Origin of the sequence: Dactylosporangium sp. CS-047395 (assembly GCF_050942185.1) — a bacterium.
In the GTDB taxonomy this organism is placed as follows: Bacteria; Actinomycetota; Actinomycetes; order Mycobacteriales; family Micromonosporaceae; genus Dactylosporangium.
Genome location: NZ_CP192015.1, coordinates 3244357 through 3260305, shown reverse-complemented (window position 1 = coordinate 3260305; position 15949 = coordinate 3244357). Strand labels below are relative to the sequence as shown.

The window sequence follows — 15949 nt, the reverse complement described above, 5'->3', positions numbered from 1 at the left end:
GGCTTTTCTGGCGTGGCTTCGCCACGCTCGTCATGCCGTCCTAGGATGCTAGGATCAAGGCAGCGCGGCAAGAAGGCTTATCGGGCGGTCGACAGCTCCCGCGTGAAGGCCGGGGACTCCTCGGGCCGGCCGAAGAGGTAGCCCTGGCCGAAGCGGTACCCCATCCGGAACAACGCATCGGCCTGCTCGGCCGTCTCGACGCCCTCGGCGATCGCGGTCAGCCCCAGGTGCACCGAGACGTCGATGAGCGCGGTGACGATGGCGGACTGGCCGCCGCCCGCCAGGTCGTCGACGAAGGACTTGTCCACCTTGAGCACGTCCACCGGGGCGGTGCGCAGCAGGCCCAGGCTGGAGTGGCCGGTGCCGAAGTCGTCGAGGGCGATGCGCACGCCGAGGGCCTTGATCGCCCGCAGCGCGTCGAGGGCCGTGGAGCTGTCGAAGACCGCCGTCTCGGTCACCTCGATCGTGAGACAGGCGGCGGGGAGGGCGGCGTCGTGCAGTACCGACGCGACGAATTGCGGAAAGTCGGGCTCGGACAGCTGCCGGGCGGACACGTTCACCGAGACGTAGCCGGGGGCCGCCGCGCCCAGTTCACGCCGCCAGGTGCGCATCCGCTCGGCCGCGGTGCGCAGGATCCACGCCCCCAGCTCGACGATCAGCCCGTTGTGCTCGGCGACCGGCACGAATGCGACCGGGCTCACCAGGCCGCGCTCCGGGTGCCGCCAGCGCACCAGGGCCTCCACGGCGGCGGTACGGCCGGCGGGCAGGGCGACGATCGGCTGGTACACCAGGAAGAACTGTTCCTCGTCGAGTGCGGTGCGCAGTTCGGCGCCCAGTTGCGCGTGCTCGCTCGCCCGTTCGTCCAGGGCCGGCTCGTAGCGCAGGTGGCGGCCGCCGGTGACCTTGGCCGCGTACATGGCGACGTCGGCGCGGCGCAGCGGCTCGAACGGGTCGGTCGCGCCGGCGTCGTCGGCGACCCCGATGCTGGCCCGCATGAGCAGCCGGTGGTCGCCGGCCTCCAGCGGCCGGGCCAGGGAGGCGACGATCGAGGCCACGATCCGGTCGGCGACGCCCTCGGCGGTGCGCGGCATGAACACGGCGAACTCGTCGCCGCCGAGGCGGGCCACGGTGTCGCCGGGGCGCACGAGGCCGGTGAGGCGCGCGGCAACGGCCGTGAGCAGCCGGTCGCCGACGCCGTGGCCGAGCCGGTCGTTGACCGCCTTGAAATCGTCGAGGTCGATCAGCGCGATGTGCGCCCGCGGGCCGGGGCCGAGCTCGGCGCGGATGCGGGCCTCGAGCGCGCGGCGGTTGGCCAGGCCGGTGAGCTCGTCGCGCAGGGCGAGGGTGCGCACCTGGTGCACGAGCCCGGCCATGCGGACCACCGAGAGCAGGAACAGCACGGCGGCGCAGATGCCGACGGCGAACCACTCGATGTGGTTCGGGTCGCGGAAGCCCTGCACGAGCAGCACGGCCGGGGCGAGCAGCGAGGAGGCGGCCAGCATGACCAGCCGGGACCGGCCGTCCGGCACGCTCTCCCGGCGCTCGACGGCGGCGTCGGCGCGCACCGCGGGGTGCAGCGCGGCGGCGGCCCACACGATGTAGGAGAGCATCCAGCCGGCGTCGAACGCCCCGCCCTTGTAGGCGGTGTAGGAGGTGACGATCGAGTACGCGATGTCGGAGGTCAGCAGCAGCCCCAGCGACAGCCCGAGCAGCCGGGTGCTCGCGTCCCCGGCCGGCCCGGCGAGCATCAGCCGCGCGACCAGGGCGAGCAGCAGCACGTCGGCGGCCGGGTAGGCCAGCGCGATCACCCGGGCCGGCAGGCTCGACGCGCTGTCGTGGGCGATCGGCTGCATGACGAACGTCCACAGCACCAGCCCGGTGCCGGTGGCGAAGATCAGCGCGTCGACGATCGCGGCCCAGCCGGGCCCACGGGAGCGGCGCCGGCCCAGCACGAACAAACCGCCGAACATCAGGGTGTACGCGCTGAGGTAGAACACGTCCGCCAGCGAGGGGAACGGCTCCGTGTGGGCGACCCGCTCGAAGTAGGTGTAGACCCAGTCGCCGGTGGACCAGATCGCGTTGCCGGCCGCCAGCAGCGACCAGGCGATCCGCCGGGTCCGGTCGGTGCGGCGGGCACCGGCCAGCATGACCAGCGCGGCGGTGCTGCCGATGCCGTTGTACACGCAGGCCTGGGCGGCGGTGCCGGTGGGCAGCAGGAAGTACGCCCCGACCGCCGTCATCCCGGCGAGGAGCCACCACATCCACCGTCTGTCCCGCACCTGGCCATCATCGGCAGGGTTGCCGGACGGCTTAGCGTGATCGGTACCATCCGTGCATGGCGCTGCTGCACCGTGCGGAGCTCACTCCCGGCAAGCTCGACTTGCTCACCTCCTGGCTACCCAGTCGACCCTGGTACGCCGGCCCTCAGGCACCGTCGCTGACCCGCGTCGGCGCGTTCCGGTTCGACGACCCGGCCGGCGCGGTCGGGGTGGAGACGATCCTCGTCCAGGCCGACCCGGACGGGCCGATCTTCCAGACCCCGCTCACGTACCGCGACGCGCCCCTCGCCGGCGCCGAGACCTTTCTGGTCGGCACGACGGAGCATTCCGTGCTCGGCAACCGCTGGGTCTACGACGCGGCCGGGGATCCGGTCTACGCGGCCGCCCTGGCCGAGGCGGTCCTGACCGGCGGCACGCAGGCGGCGGAGGAGGTGCTCGCGGCCGACGGGACCACGACGGCGCGGACGCCGCTCATGTCCGTGCGCGGGACCGGTTCTCGTTCTGCTCCGGTACCGCCGGTGCGTGCCGTCACCTCCGTGGCCGACGGCGACCCGACCGTGATCTCGGCGGGCTCGGTGCTCGTGACGCTCTACCGGGTCGTGCCGGCGACGGCGATCTCGGAAGCGCCGTCGCTGCTGTGGGGATCGCGGCCCCTCGCCCTGGTTCGGGTCATTTAAAAAGTCGCGAAACCCGGTATTTTGGGGGTATGACCGTCGATCGGGCGGTGGCCCCCGCCGCCCTCGGTCGGGCCGTGCTGCTCGGCCGGGGCGCCGCCACGCTGACCGCGGCGGGCACCGGGTTGCGCCTGGCGCCCGACCCGGGCCCGCTGCTGCTCGCCGCGGCCGTGGTCGCGGTGACGACGGCGGCCGGGCTGGTCCTGTTCTCCCGCAACCCGTACGTGGTGCGCCACCCCGTCGCGTTGCTGTGCGGTGATGCGCTGGTGACGCTCGTGGTGCTGGCGGCCGACCCCGGGATCGCGTACTTCTGCGCGGCGGCCGGCGCCTCGGCCCTGGCGGGGGTGGTCATCGGGCTGCGGGCGCTCCCCCTGGCCGCGGCCCACGCGGCGCTCGGCTACGTCGTCGCGGCCCGGGTGCTGGCCGGTGACCCGGCGCACGCCGAGTTCGTGCTCGCCTTCCCGATCGCCTGCATCCTCGCCGCGACGGGCGCGGCGGTGGCGACGGCCGCGCTGCGCCGGCACGTCGAGCTGTCGGTGCGGGTGGTGGCCTCCGCCCAGCGGGAGGCGGCGGCCGACGAGCGGGCGCGGCTGGCCCGGGAACTGCACGACTCGGTGGCCAAGACGCTGCGGGGCGTGTCGTTCGCGGCGCTGGCCCTCCCGCAGAGCCTCCGGCGCCATCCGGACCTCGCGGAGCGGCTCGCCGACACGGTCTCCACGGGCGCGGCGGCCGCCGCCCGGGAGGCCCGCGACCTCCTCGACGGGCTGCGCTCGGACGAGCCGACCCGGGACTTCGCCGCGGTGCTGACCGACCTGTGCGCCGCGTGGCAGCGCTCGGCCGGGATCGCGGTGGTGCTGGAGCTGGCGCCGGTCGACCCGCCGCTGCCGGTACGGTACGAGCTCTCCCGCATCCTGCAGGAGGCGCTGCGCAACGCCGCGCGGCACTCGGCCGCCACCTCGGTGACGGTCCGGCTGGCCGCGGTGGGCGGGCGGCTGGTGCTGACGGTGACCGACGACGGGCGCGGGTTCCCGGTGCCGCCGAGCCTGGTGGCGTTCCGGACCGAGCACCGGTACGGCATCCTCGGCATGTCCGAGCGCGCCCGGCTCTCCGGCGGCGCGCTGCGGGTCCGCTCGACGCCGGGCCGGGGCACCTCGATCGAAGCCGCCATCCCGGCATGATCACCGTCCTCGTCGTCGACGACAACCCGATCGTGCGGGAGGCCCTGCGCTCGTACCTCGACGCCACCGACGACGTGACCGTGGTGGGCGAGGCGGCGGACGGCGCCGCCGCGTTGGCGGAGGCGCGCCGGCTGGCGCCCACCGTGACGCTGCTGGACCACCGGATGCCGATTGCGGACGGGCTGTCGGTGCTGCCGGACCTGGCCCGGCTCACGTCGATTCTCGTGCTGACGAGCGACCCCGATCCGGCGCTGATCGCCGACATGCTGCACGGCGGCGCGCGTGGCTATCTCATCCACGGCGCCTTCACCCCGTCGGAGCTGCACCGCGCGGTGCTGGCCGTCGCCGCGGGCTACGGCTGGCTCTCCCCCGCCGCCGCGGCCGTGGCGACGGCGACGATGCGGGCCCGGCCGGCCCCGCGTCCCCGGCCGCGCTACGGGCTGACGCGGCGGGAGCAGGACGTGCTGGACCTGCTGGCCGAAGGGTTGTCGAACGCGGCGATCGCGCATCGGTTGCTGCTGACCGAGAAGACCGTGAAGAACCACCTCCACCGCGCGTACGCGAAGCTGCGCGTGACCAACCGGACCGAGGCGCTGCTGCGCTGGACCGGCCGCTCGTGACGCCCTTGCATCGTCGTCTGGGCTGGACGTCGCTCGCGGTGGCCGTGGTGGCTACGGTCGCGATCGTCCCCCCGCTGGTGCTGCCCTCGACCGCTCCACCGGTCTCGGCTCCTTCGGCATCAGCTCCTTCGGTCTCGGCTGCTCCCTCTTTCCTTGCGCCTTCTTCGGTCTCGGCTGCCCCCTCCTCCCAGGCGCCTTCTTCGAACGCACCTCCACCGCCCGCTTTCCGGGTGATCGCGGTGCACGCCGCGGACAACGGGAACCTGCGCAAGGGTGCCCGGATCATCGAGTGCCCCAGCTGCGACGGCGGGCGTCGCGTGGGGTACATCGGCGGCCCGAACACCCTCGCCATCCGCGTCCCAGAGGTGCCCGTCGCCGGCGAGCGGACCCTGGTCATCGTGTACGAGACCGTGGTTCTCCGCACCCTCAAGGTGGCCGTGGCCGACGGGCCCGTGCACACCCTGACGCTCGCCGGCGCCGGTGACTACCTGATTCCCGCTCGCACCTCCCTCTCCGTGTACCTGCCCGCCGGTACCACCTGGATTCGCTTCTTCAATGACGCCGGCGACGCCCCCGACATCAACCGGATCGAACTGCGCTGACCGACCTGCCCCCTCACCTTCCTCATCGGATCGAAGGGCCCGTCCGGTTCACGATCGTCAGAAGTTTCCGGCGGTGTTGCACTTGGCCTTCTGGACGATGCAGTTCTTCACCCGGTGGCTCTGCGCCGCGTTGTCCCAGGCGAAGAACGCGTCGCCGTGGTACGAGGACGCCATGCCCGACGACAGCGCGAAGCCGTCCGCCGTACCGCTGGTCGGGTAGGCCAGCACGAACGACAGCGACGGGATCTTCACCGGGTACGCGCCGCCGCACGTGCCGGTGTAGGAGTAGGCCACGTGCGACTTGTGGTCCGGGCTGTCCAGGTGCGTGCCGTCCCAGCAGTCCTGGAACACCAGCTGGAACATGAGCGTGGCGCCCGGCGCGCAGAGCGGCCAGTTGCCGTCCGCGCTCCGCCCGATCTCCCCGCCCGGCCCGGCGCAGTAGAACTGGTTCACCGAACCGGCCGGCGTCGCCTGCTGCAGCTTGGCGTCCCCGGCGATCATCCGGAAGCCCTGCGGGAACGGCACCGTGCCGGCCGGGTCGGCCAGCCGGGAGCCGTAGTACACGACGACCGCCTTCGGCTCGACCGCCGTGCCGTGCTCGTAGAGGGTCGGCACCCAGTACGCCGACAGGTCCGGCGCCGGCGCGCAGCTCGTGCCGGCGTTGGCGAGCAGGGTGTCGCCGGTCGAGTTCGCGTTGGTGCTGTGGTTGCCCAGGAAGCTGTGCATGTGCGAGGCGCCGGGCAGCCCCGGGAACACGATCGGGTCGTCCTTGAACGAGTGGCTGTACGTACACGAGGCGTTGAACTCCGACACCCGCACCGCGTTGGCCGGCGCCGGGTCCATGGGCATCGCGTTGAACTCGGCGAGCTGCGCGTTCCACCGCGCCGGGTCGACGTTGACCCACCCCGCCGCCGCCGTCCCGGTCGCGCTGGGGCTGGCGGAGGCCCCGCCCGCGAACGAGAACCAGTTGATGTTCACGAAGTCGCGCCCGCCCGTGGTGTTGCGCAGGACCGCGAACACGGTCTGCGCCCCGGCCGGGTGGCTCGCGGCGGTCGCGGTGAGCGTGGTCCAGGCCTGCCAGCCGCCGGTTGGCGCGACGGTGATCTGGGCGAGGACCGGCCCGGTGAGCGACCCGGTGCGCAGCTCGATGCGGCCCGTCCCGCCGGTGCCGGCCGACGCGACGCGGGCACCGACGCTCAACGCGCCGGCGGCGCCCAGGTCGACGTTGTCGTAGCGCAGCCAGTCGCCGTCGGCGAGGTACCCGACGGCCTGGCCCCCACCCGTGTCCACGGTGTTCTCGATCTGCGCCCCGGACTGCGCACTGAACGCCTCCGCCTGCACCGTCACCGGCGTGGCGGCGGCTGCGGTCGTCACCATGGCGGCGGCGACGACCAGGAGGGCGGCCGCCGCGGTTCCGGCGGCGACCATGAGGCCCCTGACGTTTGGCACGAGGATCTCCCTACTGCTTACGGCGTGCACGAACGATGGCGAGGGCCTCGACACCGTACGGGCGAACCGCTGGGCCCAAAGTCCCAGCCGGGGGACCCAATTCCTGGGCGCATCACGGGCTCCACATTCCTGGGCGCATCACGGGCTCCACATTCCTGGGCGCATCACGGGGGCTCCACATTCCTGGGCGCATCACGGGGGCTCCACATTCCTGGGTGCATCACGGGGGCTCCACGACGAAGTCGGCCATCATCGCCATGTCCTCGTGCTCCAGGTTGTGGCAGTGCAGCATGAACGTGCCTGGGTAGTCGGTGAACCGGACGGCGACCTCGACCGCCTCCGACGCGCGCAGGTCCACGGTGTCCTTCCAGCCGTGGTCGTACGCCCCGATCGCCTGCGCGTTGCGCGAGACCACCTGGAAGTGGTTGAGGTGCAGGTGGATCGGGTGGTGGAAGTCGGTCACGAACCGCCAGTGCTCCACGTCGCCGAGCCGCGGGCGGGCCAGCGCTCGTCCCGGCCGGTATTCCAGGTCGTTGATCCGCCAGGTGCCGTCGGAGCCCTGGTTGAACCGGAACGTGCGGGTGCGCACCGGCGGCGGAAGGGGTTCGGCGGTTCGGCTCAGCTGTGCCGGTACCGTCGAATCGTCATCGCGCCGGGAACCCTTCACGTCGAACCGCATGACGTCGCCGCCGTCCCGGTCGACGAGGCGCACCTCGGTGCCGGGGCGCCAGCGGCTGAAGTCCACGACGACGTCGAACCGCTCGGCCGGCGCGATCACCAGCGCGTCGTGCCCGATCGGGCGCCGCAGCAGCCCGCCGTCGCTGCCGATCTGCACGAACGCGTCGCCGCCGGGCGGTTGCGGGTCGAGCTCGAGACGGTACCGGCGGGCGTTGGATGCGTTGAGGAACCGGAGGCGGTAGCGCGCCGGGTCGACGTCGTGCACCGGCCAGGGCCGCCCGTTGACGAGCACGACGTCGCCGAGGACCCCGTTCATGTACGCCGCGTCGCCCACCGGATAGCGGAACGACCCGTCGGCCTCGAAGGCGCGGTCGGTGAGCATCAGCGGCAGCTCCCGCTCGCCGCGGGGCAGCGGCAGCGCGTCCTCCTCGTCGTCGCGCACCAGGTGGAAGCCGGCCAGGCCGCGGTAGACCGCCGGGCCGGTGAAACCCATCCGGTGGTCGTGGTACCAGAGGGTGGCGGCGCGCTGGGTCATCGGATAGCGGTACACCCGGCTGCCCATGCTCGTGTCGCCGCTCATCGCGGCCATGTCGTGGTGCGGGTGCGCGCCGCCCGGACCGTGCTCCGGCAGGATCTCGTCGATGGGGTAGCCGTCGCTGCCGGGCGGGGTGTGGCCGCCGTGCAGGTGCACGACGACGGGTTCGGGCAGCTGGTTGCGGTGCGTGACGGTCGCGGCCCGGCCCGATCGCGTGACGACCGTCGGCCCGGGGAAGCTTCCGTTGTACGTCCACGCGCGCGTCGTCAGCCCCGGCAGGATCCGCAGGTCGGCCTCCCGCTGGACGATCTCGTCGCCGTTGAGCACGGGCGGGACGGCGAGCCGCGCCTCGAACGGTTTCGGCAGCGGCGCCCGGCTGCGCAGGAGTTTCCCGGGCCGCTTCGGGGTGAGCAGCGACCAGCCGAGGCCGGTGGCGGCGACCGCGGCGGCGCCGGCTCCGAGCAGTGCGCGGCGCTTCATGCGAGCACCTCGGCTTCTTCGCTGGCTTCTTCGCGGGCTTTTTCGCGGCCCGGGAGCGGGGTCTTCCACGCGAACCGGGCTATCTGGAACGTCCCGATGACCATGAGCACGCCGATCGGGACGTGCAGTTCGAGGATGCGGAACACGCCGAGCACCCCCTGGGCCGCGAGCGCGAGCGGCACCATGATGGCCTCGACCACCAGGTTCGACGGGCGGTGCTGCCGCCCGGGCAGGAAGATCACGATGGTCATCAGCAGCGCGACGACCGCCATCGAGAAGCCGTTGAGCATGTGCCAGCGGACCGCCACGTAGTGACCGCTGAGGAAGATTCCGGCCAGCAGCACCTGGACCGCGGCGAGAACGGCGAGCGCGGTGCTGGTCCCCCGCAGCGCCATGTGGACCGTTCGAGGATTCATGGGCGGTCATGTTGCTCCGCCGCGGAGATCAAGTCGTCAGACCACGGTAGAGATCTTGTACCACCCTGGGCTGACGATCCGGATACCACCCTGGGCCGACGCGCGAATCGCCCGGACCGCCTACCGTCGAGCGCATGAAACTGGCATCGCGCTCCTTCCGGGGATCCGACCTCGCCCTGGCGGCCGGGGCCGCCGTGGTGGCGGTCGGCGGGGCGCTCACCGCTCCCGAGGCGCGCACCGGGCTCGACACCCTCGGTGTGGTGCTGCTGGTCGTGGCCGGTCTGGCGCTGGTGGTGCGGAAGCGGTTCCCGCGCCCGGTGCTCGCCGTGGCGGCCGCGAGCCTGCTGGCCTACCTGGTGCTCGGCTACCCGGGGGTGGGGCCGGCGGTGCCGGTGCTGATCGCGCTGTACACCTGCGTCCACCGCGGCCACGGCCGGACCGCGCGCGCCGTCATCGCCGCGATCCTGCTCGTCGGCATCGTGGGCGACGCCATCGGCTCCGGCGCCAAGCCGGCCGACGTGTTCCAGCGCTGGTTCCTCATCATCGGCTGGATGGTCGCCGCCTCGGTGATGGCCGAGGTGTCCCGCCAGCACCGGGCCTACCTCGAGCAGGTCGAACGCCGCGCCGAGGAGGCCGAGCGCACCCGCGAGGAGACGGCCCGCCGCCGTGCGGTCGAGGAACGCCTGCGCATCGCCCGCGAGCTGCACGACTCCCTGACCCACAGCATCTCCATCATCAAGATCCAGGCCGGGGTGGCCGTCCACCTGGCCCGCAAGCACGACGAACCGGTGCCCGACGCCCTGGTCGCCATCCAGCAGGCCAGCGGCGAGGCTATGCGCGAGCTGCGCAACACCCTGGAGGTCCTGCGCACCGACGCCCCGGCGGCCGGCGACGTGGCCCACGGCATCGACGGCCTGGCCGGCCTCGCGGAGGGGGTCCGCCTGGCCGGCCTGCCGGTGACGGTGCGCATCACCGGCTCGCGGCGGGAGGTGCCGGTCGCGGTGGACGAGACCGCGTACCGGATCGTGCAGGAGGCCCTGACCAACGCGGCCCGGCACGCAGGCCCGGCGGAGGTGACCGTGTGCGTCGAGTTCGCGGCGGACGCGGTGACGATCCGGGTCGACGACGACGGCCTCGGCACCGACGACTTCGTCCCGGGCGTCGGCCTGACCGGGATGCGCGAGCGGGTCACGGCCCTGGGCGGCACCCTGCGCGCCGCCGCCCGCCCGACCGGCGGATTCACCGTGGAGGTCCGGCTCCCGCTCAGCCCGCAACCGGCCGAGGCGCGGGCCGCCGCGCAGGCCGCCGCGCGGGCCACAGCGCAGGCCACCTCGGAGAACGGCGCGCAGACCACCGCGCACGCCACCTCGCAGGCCCCCGCGCACGCCACCTCGCAGGCCCCCGCGCACGCCACCTCGGAGAACGGCGCGGAGAACGGCGCGGAGAACGGCGCGGAGAACGGCGCGCAGGGCGACCGGGCGGACGGGACCGTGGTGCGGGCATGACCGGCGTGATCCGGGTGCTGCTGGTCGACGACCAGGCGCTGATCCGGGCCGGGTTCCGGGCGCTGCTGGCCGCCGAGGACGACATCGAGGTGGTGGCCGAGGGCGCCGACGGCGAGCAGGCGGTCGCCCTGGCCACGAAGCACCTGCCCGACGTGGCGCTCGTCGACATCCAGATGCCCGGCGTCGACGGCATCGAGGCCACCCGGCGGATCGCGAACGACCCGGCGCTGGCCGGCGTGCACGTGGTGATCCTGACGAACTACGGCCTGGACGAGTACGTGTACGCGGCGCTCCGCGCGGGCGCCGCCGGCTTCATGGTGAAGGACACCGAGCCGGACGACCTGCTCTACGGCGTGCGGGTCGCGGCCCGTGGCGACGCGCTGCTGTCCCCGGCGGTCACCCGGCGCCTGATCGCCGAGTTCGTGGCCCGCCCGCCGCGCGGCCCGCTGCACGGCGCGGTGAACACGCTGACCAACCGGGAGCGCGAAGTGGTCGCCCTCGCCGCCCGCGGACACTCGAACGACGAGATCGCCGAGCGCATGGTGATCAGCTTGGCCACGGCGAAGACCCACATCAGCCGCGCGATGACCAAACTCCAGGCCCGCGACCGCGCGCAGCTCGTGGTCTTCGCCTACGAGTCGGGCCTGGTCACCGTCTGACGGCCCGCACGACGGCGGCGGGTCAGAGGTCGTTGCTCGGGCTCCCGATCCCGCGCCGGGCGAAGACGGCGGCGGGTCAGAGGTCGTTGCTCGGGCTCCTGATCCCGCGCCGGGCGAAGTCGGCGGCCACGTCGTCGAAGACGGCCACCGCCCGCTCCGGGCCGGCCTCGGCCACGGGCGCCTCCACCTGCGGGTCGTAGCCGATCAGCCCGGTGTGCCGCTCGACGACCAGCGCCAGCGCGTACAGGGCCCGCACCACCTGCACGGCGTCCTCGCCCTTGTACCAGAACGGGACGGTCAGCGAGGCATAGCCGCCGTACACCGCGAGCTCGATGCCCGTCGGCTCATGCTCCAGCTCGAACGAGGATCGACCACTCTCCACCTCGACCTCGCCCAGGATCCGGCGCGCGGCGTCGGTGATGGCCGCCCACGCAGCCGCATCCGGCGGGGTGTCCGGGAACTCGCCGCTGAGCGCGTCCTCCCAGGACTGGTCGGCGGTCTTGGGCACGAAGTGAAGGTCGTAGCTCATGAGCGCCATGCAACCATGGGCGGATGCGGTTGGGGATCGTCGGGGCGGGGGACGTCGCCTGGCGGCATGCGGCCGCCGCGGCCGAAACGCCAGGGCTCGAGCTCGTCGTGGTCGAGGATCGCGACCCGCAGAGGGCGGAGCGGCTCGCGGGGCAGTACGGTGCGCGCGTCGGGCGGGCAATCGAGGAGGCCGAGCTCGTGGTGCTCGCCGTGCCGCACGCCTACCACCTGGAGCTGGCCCTCGAAGCGCTCGCGGCCGGCCGGAAGGTGCTCGTCGAGAAGCCGATGGGACGCACCGTCGACGAGTGTGACCGGATGATGGCCGCGGCGCAGCCGGGTCAGTTGTACGTCGGGCAGCAGGGGCGGTTCTTCGGGCAGGTGATGGCGGCGAAAGACGAGCTGTCCAGGCTCGGCGCGCCGTTGCTCTACCTCGAGCGGCGTTCCACCGACTACCGGAGCCCCGGCCGACCGGCGTGGTTCACCGACCAGGAGCTGGCCGGTGGCGGGATCGCGATGCTCGTCGGCGTGCACAGCATCGACCGGGCCTGCTGGCTGCTCGACACGCGGCCGCACCTCGTGGCCGGGAGCGTGGCCCGCCCGGGCGGCCTGGCGGTCGAGACGTCCGCGGCGGCCGTGCTGTCGATGGAGAGCGGCGTGCAGGCCCACATCGTGCTCGTCGACTCGACCGAGTTCTTCCACGAGACGACCGTCGTGTGTGCGGGCGGGACGCTCATCGTCGACCCGCAGGGCGTGCGGGTCGACGGGCGGAGGGTGCACACCGTCGACGGCGATCGGGAGTACACGTTGTCGTTTCGGCGGCAGTACGAGGCCATCCTCAACGGCGAGCCCGTGGCAACGGCTGAGGAAGGACGAACGGCCGTTGCCACGGTGCAAGCGCTGTATCGGTCGGCCCGGAACCAGGGGCGGCCTACCCGGCCAGGTGCCCCCAGGTAGGTTCCAGCTCGCGCCAGGTGCCCTGGGCCGCGGCGGTGCCGTCCTGCAGGACGATCACGCGGTCGGCCTGGGTCAGGGCGGCACGCTTGGACGTGGAGCCGATCACCGTGATGCCGTGCTCGCGCAGGGCGCGCCACAGCGCCAGTTCCGTCGTCACGTCCAGGGCCGAGGACACGTCGTCGGCGATGAGCAGCTCCGTGCGCGGGGCCAGGGCGCGGGCCAGGGCCAGGCGCTGCAGCTGCCCGCCCGACAGGCGGGTGCCCTTGTGGCCGATGAGCAGGCCCAGGCCCGCCCCGGCCGCGGTCAGGTCGTGCTCCAGCTGGGCCGTGGAGACGGCGCTGGTGGCGTCGACCTCGTGGCCCAGGGCGATGTTGTCGGCGACCGTCCCGGAGAGCACGCGCGGCAGCTGGGCCACGTAGCCGATCTGGTTGGGGCGCAGGAACATCTCCGGCTCGGTCACCGGCTCGCCGTTCCAGCGCAGCCGGCCGGTGTGGTGCACGATGCCGGCCAGGGCGCGCAGCAGCGACGACTTGCCGGAGCCGACCGGGCCGACGACCAGGACCAGCTGGCCGCGTTCGATGGACAGGTCGAGGTCGCGCACCGCCACCGTGCCGTCCTCGTGCACCGCGGCGAACCCGTCGAGGTCGAGGCGGCGCAGCGGGTGCCGCGGCGCGGTCGGCGGGGACGGCGCGGTGCCCGCGGAGAGGTCGACGCCCGGCACGGCCGCCGCGTACTCCCCGTTGCCCACCATCTCGATCGTCCGGCGCGTCCACACCCGGGCCGAGGGCAGCTGGGAGATCAGCGACGCCGTCGTCCAGGCGAACCACCGCGCCGAGCCCAGCGTCGAGACCGCGATCAGCGTGGCCCCGGCGGTGAGCCGGCCCGACAGCAGCAGCGCCCACGCGCCGATCGGCAGCAGGCCGCTGGCGAGCGCCGGGGTCGACCGGGCCCAGACCTGCACCGCGATCTCCTGGCGCAGCCGGCCGCTGCGGACGCGGTCGAGCTCGGCCAGGTGGGCGAGGACGGGCGCGGTGGCTCCGGCGAGCTTCACGGTCCGAGCGGCGGACAGCGACGACACGAGGGCCGTGGCGAACGCGGCCCGCGCCGTCACCGTCCGCTGCGCCGAGCGCTTCAGCCACGGGCCGAACAGGGTCGCGGCCAGCCCCGAGAGCACGATCGTGGCGGCCATGAACGCGGCCGGGACGAACGAGCCCGCGACGACCGTCATCGACACCAGCACCCACAGGCAGATCCACTGGTCGACGAGGTTGTCGGCGAGCACGACGACCCGTTCGGTGTCGCCGCCCTGGGCCACCACCTCGGCCGGGGTGTGCTTGCTGACCCGGCGGGCGCCGGTCTGGCCGTGCACGAGCCGCAGGCTGATGCGCAGCAGCTGGCGGACCCACCACTCCGGGAACCACTTGCCGGTGTAGTACGGCAGCGCCATCGGCACCAGCAGCGCCGCCGTGATGCCGACGGCCGGCCACAGCGTGCCGCCGGCGCCGTCGACGAGGTCGGCCCACAGCCACGGCAGCACGGAGCCGTCGAGGCTGACCAGGCTCATCAGCGCGAACATGACGACGGAGACGATGCCGAAGCGCCAGTCGTTGGTCGCCAGCTTGAAGATGTTCCACATCGTGCGGGTCCGCGGCACCGACGGCAGCGGCGGCGGGTCGGACTTCCCAACGGCGCTGCTGATCACGGGCGCGCGGTCAAGCGAAACCGGTGCATCGAACGACGAGTCGGCCAGCAGCGCGGCGAACCGCGACGACGTGGCGAGCGGACCGGCCTCCAGCACGGCGCCGTCGGAGAGGACCACGACCTCGTCACATTGCTGTACCGAGGAAAGCCGATGCGCCACGATGATGCCGATGCGCCCGGAGAGCAGCCGGCCGGTCGCCCGCTGCACCTGCGCCTCCGTCACCGGGTCGAGTCGCGCGGTCGCCTCGTCGAGGATGACGACCTGCGGGTCGCGGACCACGATCCGGGCGAACGCCACCAGCTGTTCCTGCCCGGCCGACAGCACGTGGCCGCCGTCGCCGAGGCGGGTCTGCAGGCCGTCGGGCAGCTCCGCGACCCAGCCGGCGAGGCCGAGCTCGTCGATGGCCCGCCCGGCCGCGCCGAGCAGGGCCGGGTCGAACAGCGCGATGTTCTCGGCGAGCGTGCCGGCCAGGATCTCGGTGCGCTGCGGCACGACGGCGATCCAGCGGCGCAGCAGTTCCAGGTCGAGGTCGAGCAGGTCGACGCCGCCCAGGAACACCGTGCCGCGCGGGAGGTCCACGGCCCGGGTCAGCACCTTGGCCAGGGTCGACTTGCCGGATCCGGTACGCCCGATGAGCGCATACGAACGGCCCCGGGCGAACGTGAGGCGCACGTCGCGCAGGGCCGGTTTACGGGCCGTCCCGGAGTACCGGAAGGTCAGGTCGCGCACCTCGAGGTCTCCGGGTTCGGGCGTTCGCCCGCCGAGAGGTTCCTGCGCGGAGTCCCGCAGGAGCTGGACGCGGGCCCAGGCGCCGAGCGCGTACTGCAGGTCCGGCACCATCCGGCTCGTATGCTCCACGGTCGCGCCGAAGCCCAGCGCGAGCAGCCACACGGCGCTGAGCCGGGCCACGTCGAGGTGCCCGGTGGCGAGCGCCCACACGCCGCCGAGGACGATCACGGCGATGGTGAGCCGGACGAAGCCGGAGGCGACGGAGGTGACGGCGGCGGAGCGGACCCAGACCCGGCGGCCGCGTTCGAGCACGACGGCGGCGCGGCGGGCGAACAGGCGCAGCACGTACGGGCGGGCGAGGGATGTCCGCACGTCGTCCTGGCCGTGGATGGACTCCTCCATGACGGCCGCGAGGTCGCTCCAGGCCTCCTCCTCGCCCATCCGGCTGGCGGCGATCTTCGCGGTCGGCTTGCGCAGGCCGAGGTAGAGCGCGACGGCGATGACGATCATCGCGATGCCGGCCGGCCACCACACGAACAGCGCGGTCGCGATCGACAGCACGGTGTAGCAGGCCGACTGGGCGATGCGGACGCCGGCGTTGCGCAGCTCGGCGGCGACCTGGTAGACGTCGTTGTCGATCCGGTCGAGCAGCTCGCCGACCGGCGTGGTCTCCAGGGTCGGCAGGTCCTGCCCGAACGCGACCCGGCACAGCCGGCGGCGTACGTCGGCGGCCCAGTCGGCGGTGAGGCGGGCCATGATGAGCCCGACGGCGAGGTCGGTGAGCACGGCGGCGGCCAGGGCCGCGGCGAGCACCCCGAACATCACCCAAGATCGATGGATGAGCACGGCGCCGCCGATCGCGGACGCGGCCGCCTGCCCGGCGGCGCCGAGCACGACGAGGAAGGCCACCACCGCGGTTCGACGCGGTGAAGCGGCCCAGAGGTCCCTGATGAGACGCACG

General features: G+C 73.3%; 13 protein-coding genes. 7 read left to right on the top strand and 6 right to left on the bottom strand.

Translation table 11 applies throughout. From position 1 onward, the window contains the following. Window positions 1–77 precede the first annotated feature (77 nt). On the bottom strand, window positions 78–2279 hold the full coding sequence (locus tag ACQP00_RS15265) for a putative bifunctional diguanylate cyclase/phosphodiesterase (RefSeq protein WP_433219457.1): 2202 nt from the start codon (window positions 2277–2279) through the stop codon (window positions 78–80). Window positions 2280–2335: 56 nt separating this feature from the next. Here ACQP00_RS15265 and ACQP00_RS15260 point away from each other — a divergent pair, with 56 nt between their 5' ends. From ACQP00_RS15260 to ACQP00_RS15245, 4 genes are all read left to right on the top strand, one after another. Continuing rightward, entirely contained in the window at window positions 2336–2956 is a 621-nt protein-coding gene (locus tag ACQP00_RS15260) for a CG0192-related protein (RefSeq protein ID WP_433219455.1), read from the top strand. A 29-nt stretch (window positions 2957–2985) separates the two neighbouring features. After that, window positions 2986–4131 carry a sensor histidine kinase gene (locus tag ACQP00_RS15255; RefSeq protein ID WP_433219453.1) on the top strand — a complete coding sequence of 382 codons (1146 nt, stop codon included), beginning with the start codon at window positions 2986–2988 and terminating at the stop codon, window positions 4129–4131. Continuing rightward, window positions 4128–4751, top strand: a complete 624-nt coding sequence (locus tag ACQP00_RS15250) for a response regulator transcription factor (protein WP_433219451.1) — start codon at window positions 4128–4130, stop codon at window positions 4749–4751. The genes ACQP00_RS15255 and ACQP00_RS15250 overlap by 4 nt, the downstream gene beginning before the upstream one ends. Window positions 4752–4981: 230 nt before the next feature. Continuing rightward, complete coding sequence (locus ACQP00_RS15245; protein WP_433219449.1) at window positions 4982–5353, top strand: hypothetical protein; 372 nt, start codon at window positions 4982–4984, stop codon at window positions 5351–5353. A gap of 57 nt (window positions 5354–5410) precedes the next feature. On the opposite strand, the gene ACQP00_RS15240 is transcribed toward ACQP00_RS15245, so the two are convergent. From ACQP00_RS15240 to ACQP00_RS15230, 3 genes are all read right to left on the bottom strand, one after another. Beyond that, the gene (locus ACQP00_RS15240) at window positions 5411–6802 is read right to left on the bottom strand and encodes a DUF1996 domain-containing protein (protein WP_433219447.1); all 1392 of its coding nucleotides are present in this window, start codon (window positions 6800–6802) and stop codon (window positions 5411–5413) included. A 220-nt stretch (window positions 6803–7022) separates the two neighbouring features. Continuing rightward, window positions 7023–8495 carry a multicopper oxidase family protein gene (locus ACQP00_RS15235; RefSeq protein ID WP_433219445.1) on the bottom strand — a complete coding sequence of 491 codons (1473 nt, stop codon included), beginning with the start codon at window positions 8493–8495 and terminating at the stop codon, window positions 7023–7025. Beyond that, window positions 8492–8911: a hypothetical protein gene (locus tag ACQP00_RS15230; RefSeq protein ID WP_433219443.1), complete on the bottom strand. Its 420-nt coding sequence runs from the start codon at window positions 8909–8911 to the stop codon at window positions 8492–8494. The genes ACQP00_RS15235 and ACQP00_RS15230 overlap by 4 nt, the downstream gene beginning before the upstream one ends. A 134-nt stretch (window positions 8912–9045) precedes the next feature. On the opposite strand from ACQP00_RS15230, the gene ACQP00_RS15225 reads away from it, so the two are divergent. Together ACQP00_RS15225 and ACQP00_RS15220 are read left to right on the top strand one after the other, a co-directional pair. Beyond that, complete coding sequence (locus tag ACQP00_RS15225; RefSeq protein ID WP_433219441.1) at window positions 9046–10416, top strand: sensor histidine kinase; 1371 nt, start codon at window positions 9046–9048, stop codon at window positions 10414–10416. Window positions 10417–10421: 5 nt separating this feature from the next. Continuing rightward, window positions 10422–11075, top strand: coding sequence for a response regulator (locus ACQP00_RS15220; protein ID WP_433223862.1), 654 nt, complete (start codon window positions 10422–10424; stop codon window positions 11073–11075). 76 nt (window positions 11076–11151) lie between these two features. Here the strand turns inward: ACQP00_RS15220 and ACQP00_RS15215 are convergent, their stop codons facing one another. After that, the gene (locus ACQP00_RS15215; protein ID WP_433219439.1) at window positions 11152–11604 is read right to left on the bottom strand and encodes a hypothetical protein; all 453 of its coding nucleotides are present in this window, start codon (window positions 11602–11604) and stop codon (window positions 11152–11154) included. A 23-nt stretch (window positions 11605–11627) separates the two neighbouring features. Here ACQP00_RS15215 and ACQP00_RS15210 point away from each other — a divergent pair, with 23 nt between their 5' ends. Beyond that, the gene (locus ACQP00_RS15210) at window positions 11628–12557 is read left to right on the top strand and encodes a Gfo/Idh/MocA family protein (RefSeq protein WP_433219437.1); all 930 of its coding nucleotides are present in this window, start codon (window positions 11628–11630) and stop codon (window positions 12555–12557) included. Here ACQP00_RS15210 and ACQP00_RS15205 read toward each other — a convergent pair. Further along, window positions 12532–15948 (bottom strand): ATP-binding cassette domain-containing protein, encoded by a 3417-nt coding sequence (locus ACQP00_RS15205; RefSeq protein WP_433219435.1) that lies wholly within the window; start codon window positions 15946–15948, stop codon window positions 12532–12534. The genes ACQP00_RS15210 and ACQP00_RS15205 overlap by 26 nt on opposite strands. Window position 15949: the final 1 nt, after the last annotated feature.

Coding starts and splice junctions, on each gene's coding strand:
- ACQP00_RS15210 (WP_433219437.1), top strand. CDS start 11,628: ATGCGGTTGGGGATCGTCGGGGCGGGGGACGTCGCCTGGCGGCATGCG.
- ACQP00_RS15235 (WP_433219445.1), bottom strand. CDS start 8,495: ATGAAGCGCCGCGCACTGCTCGGAGCCGGCGCCGCCGCGGTCGCCGCC.
- ACQP00_RS15215 (WP_433219439.1), bottom strand. CDS start 11,604: ATGAGCTACGACCTTCACTTCGTGCCCAAGACCGCCGACCAGTCCTGG.
- ACQP00_RS15225 (WP_433219441.1), top strand. CDS start 9,046: ATGAAACTGGCATCGCGCTCCTTCCGGGGATCCGACCTCGCCCTGGCG.
- ACQP00_RS15255 (WP_433219453.1), top strand. CDS start 2,986: ATGACCGTCGATCGGGCGGTGGCCCCCGCCGCCCTCGGTCGGGCCGTG.
- ACQP00_RS15260 (WP_433219455.1), top strand. CDS start 2,336: ATGGCGCTGCTGCACCGTGCGGAGCTCACTCCCGGCAAGCTCGACTTG.
- ACQP00_RS15250 (WP_433219451.1), top strand. CDS start 4,128: ATGATCACCGTCCTCGTCGTCGACGACAACCCGATCGTGCGGGAGGCC.
- ACQP00_RS15230 (WP_433219443.1), bottom strand. CDS start 8,911: ATGAATCCTCGAACGGTCCACATGGCGCTGCGGGGGACCAGCACCGCG.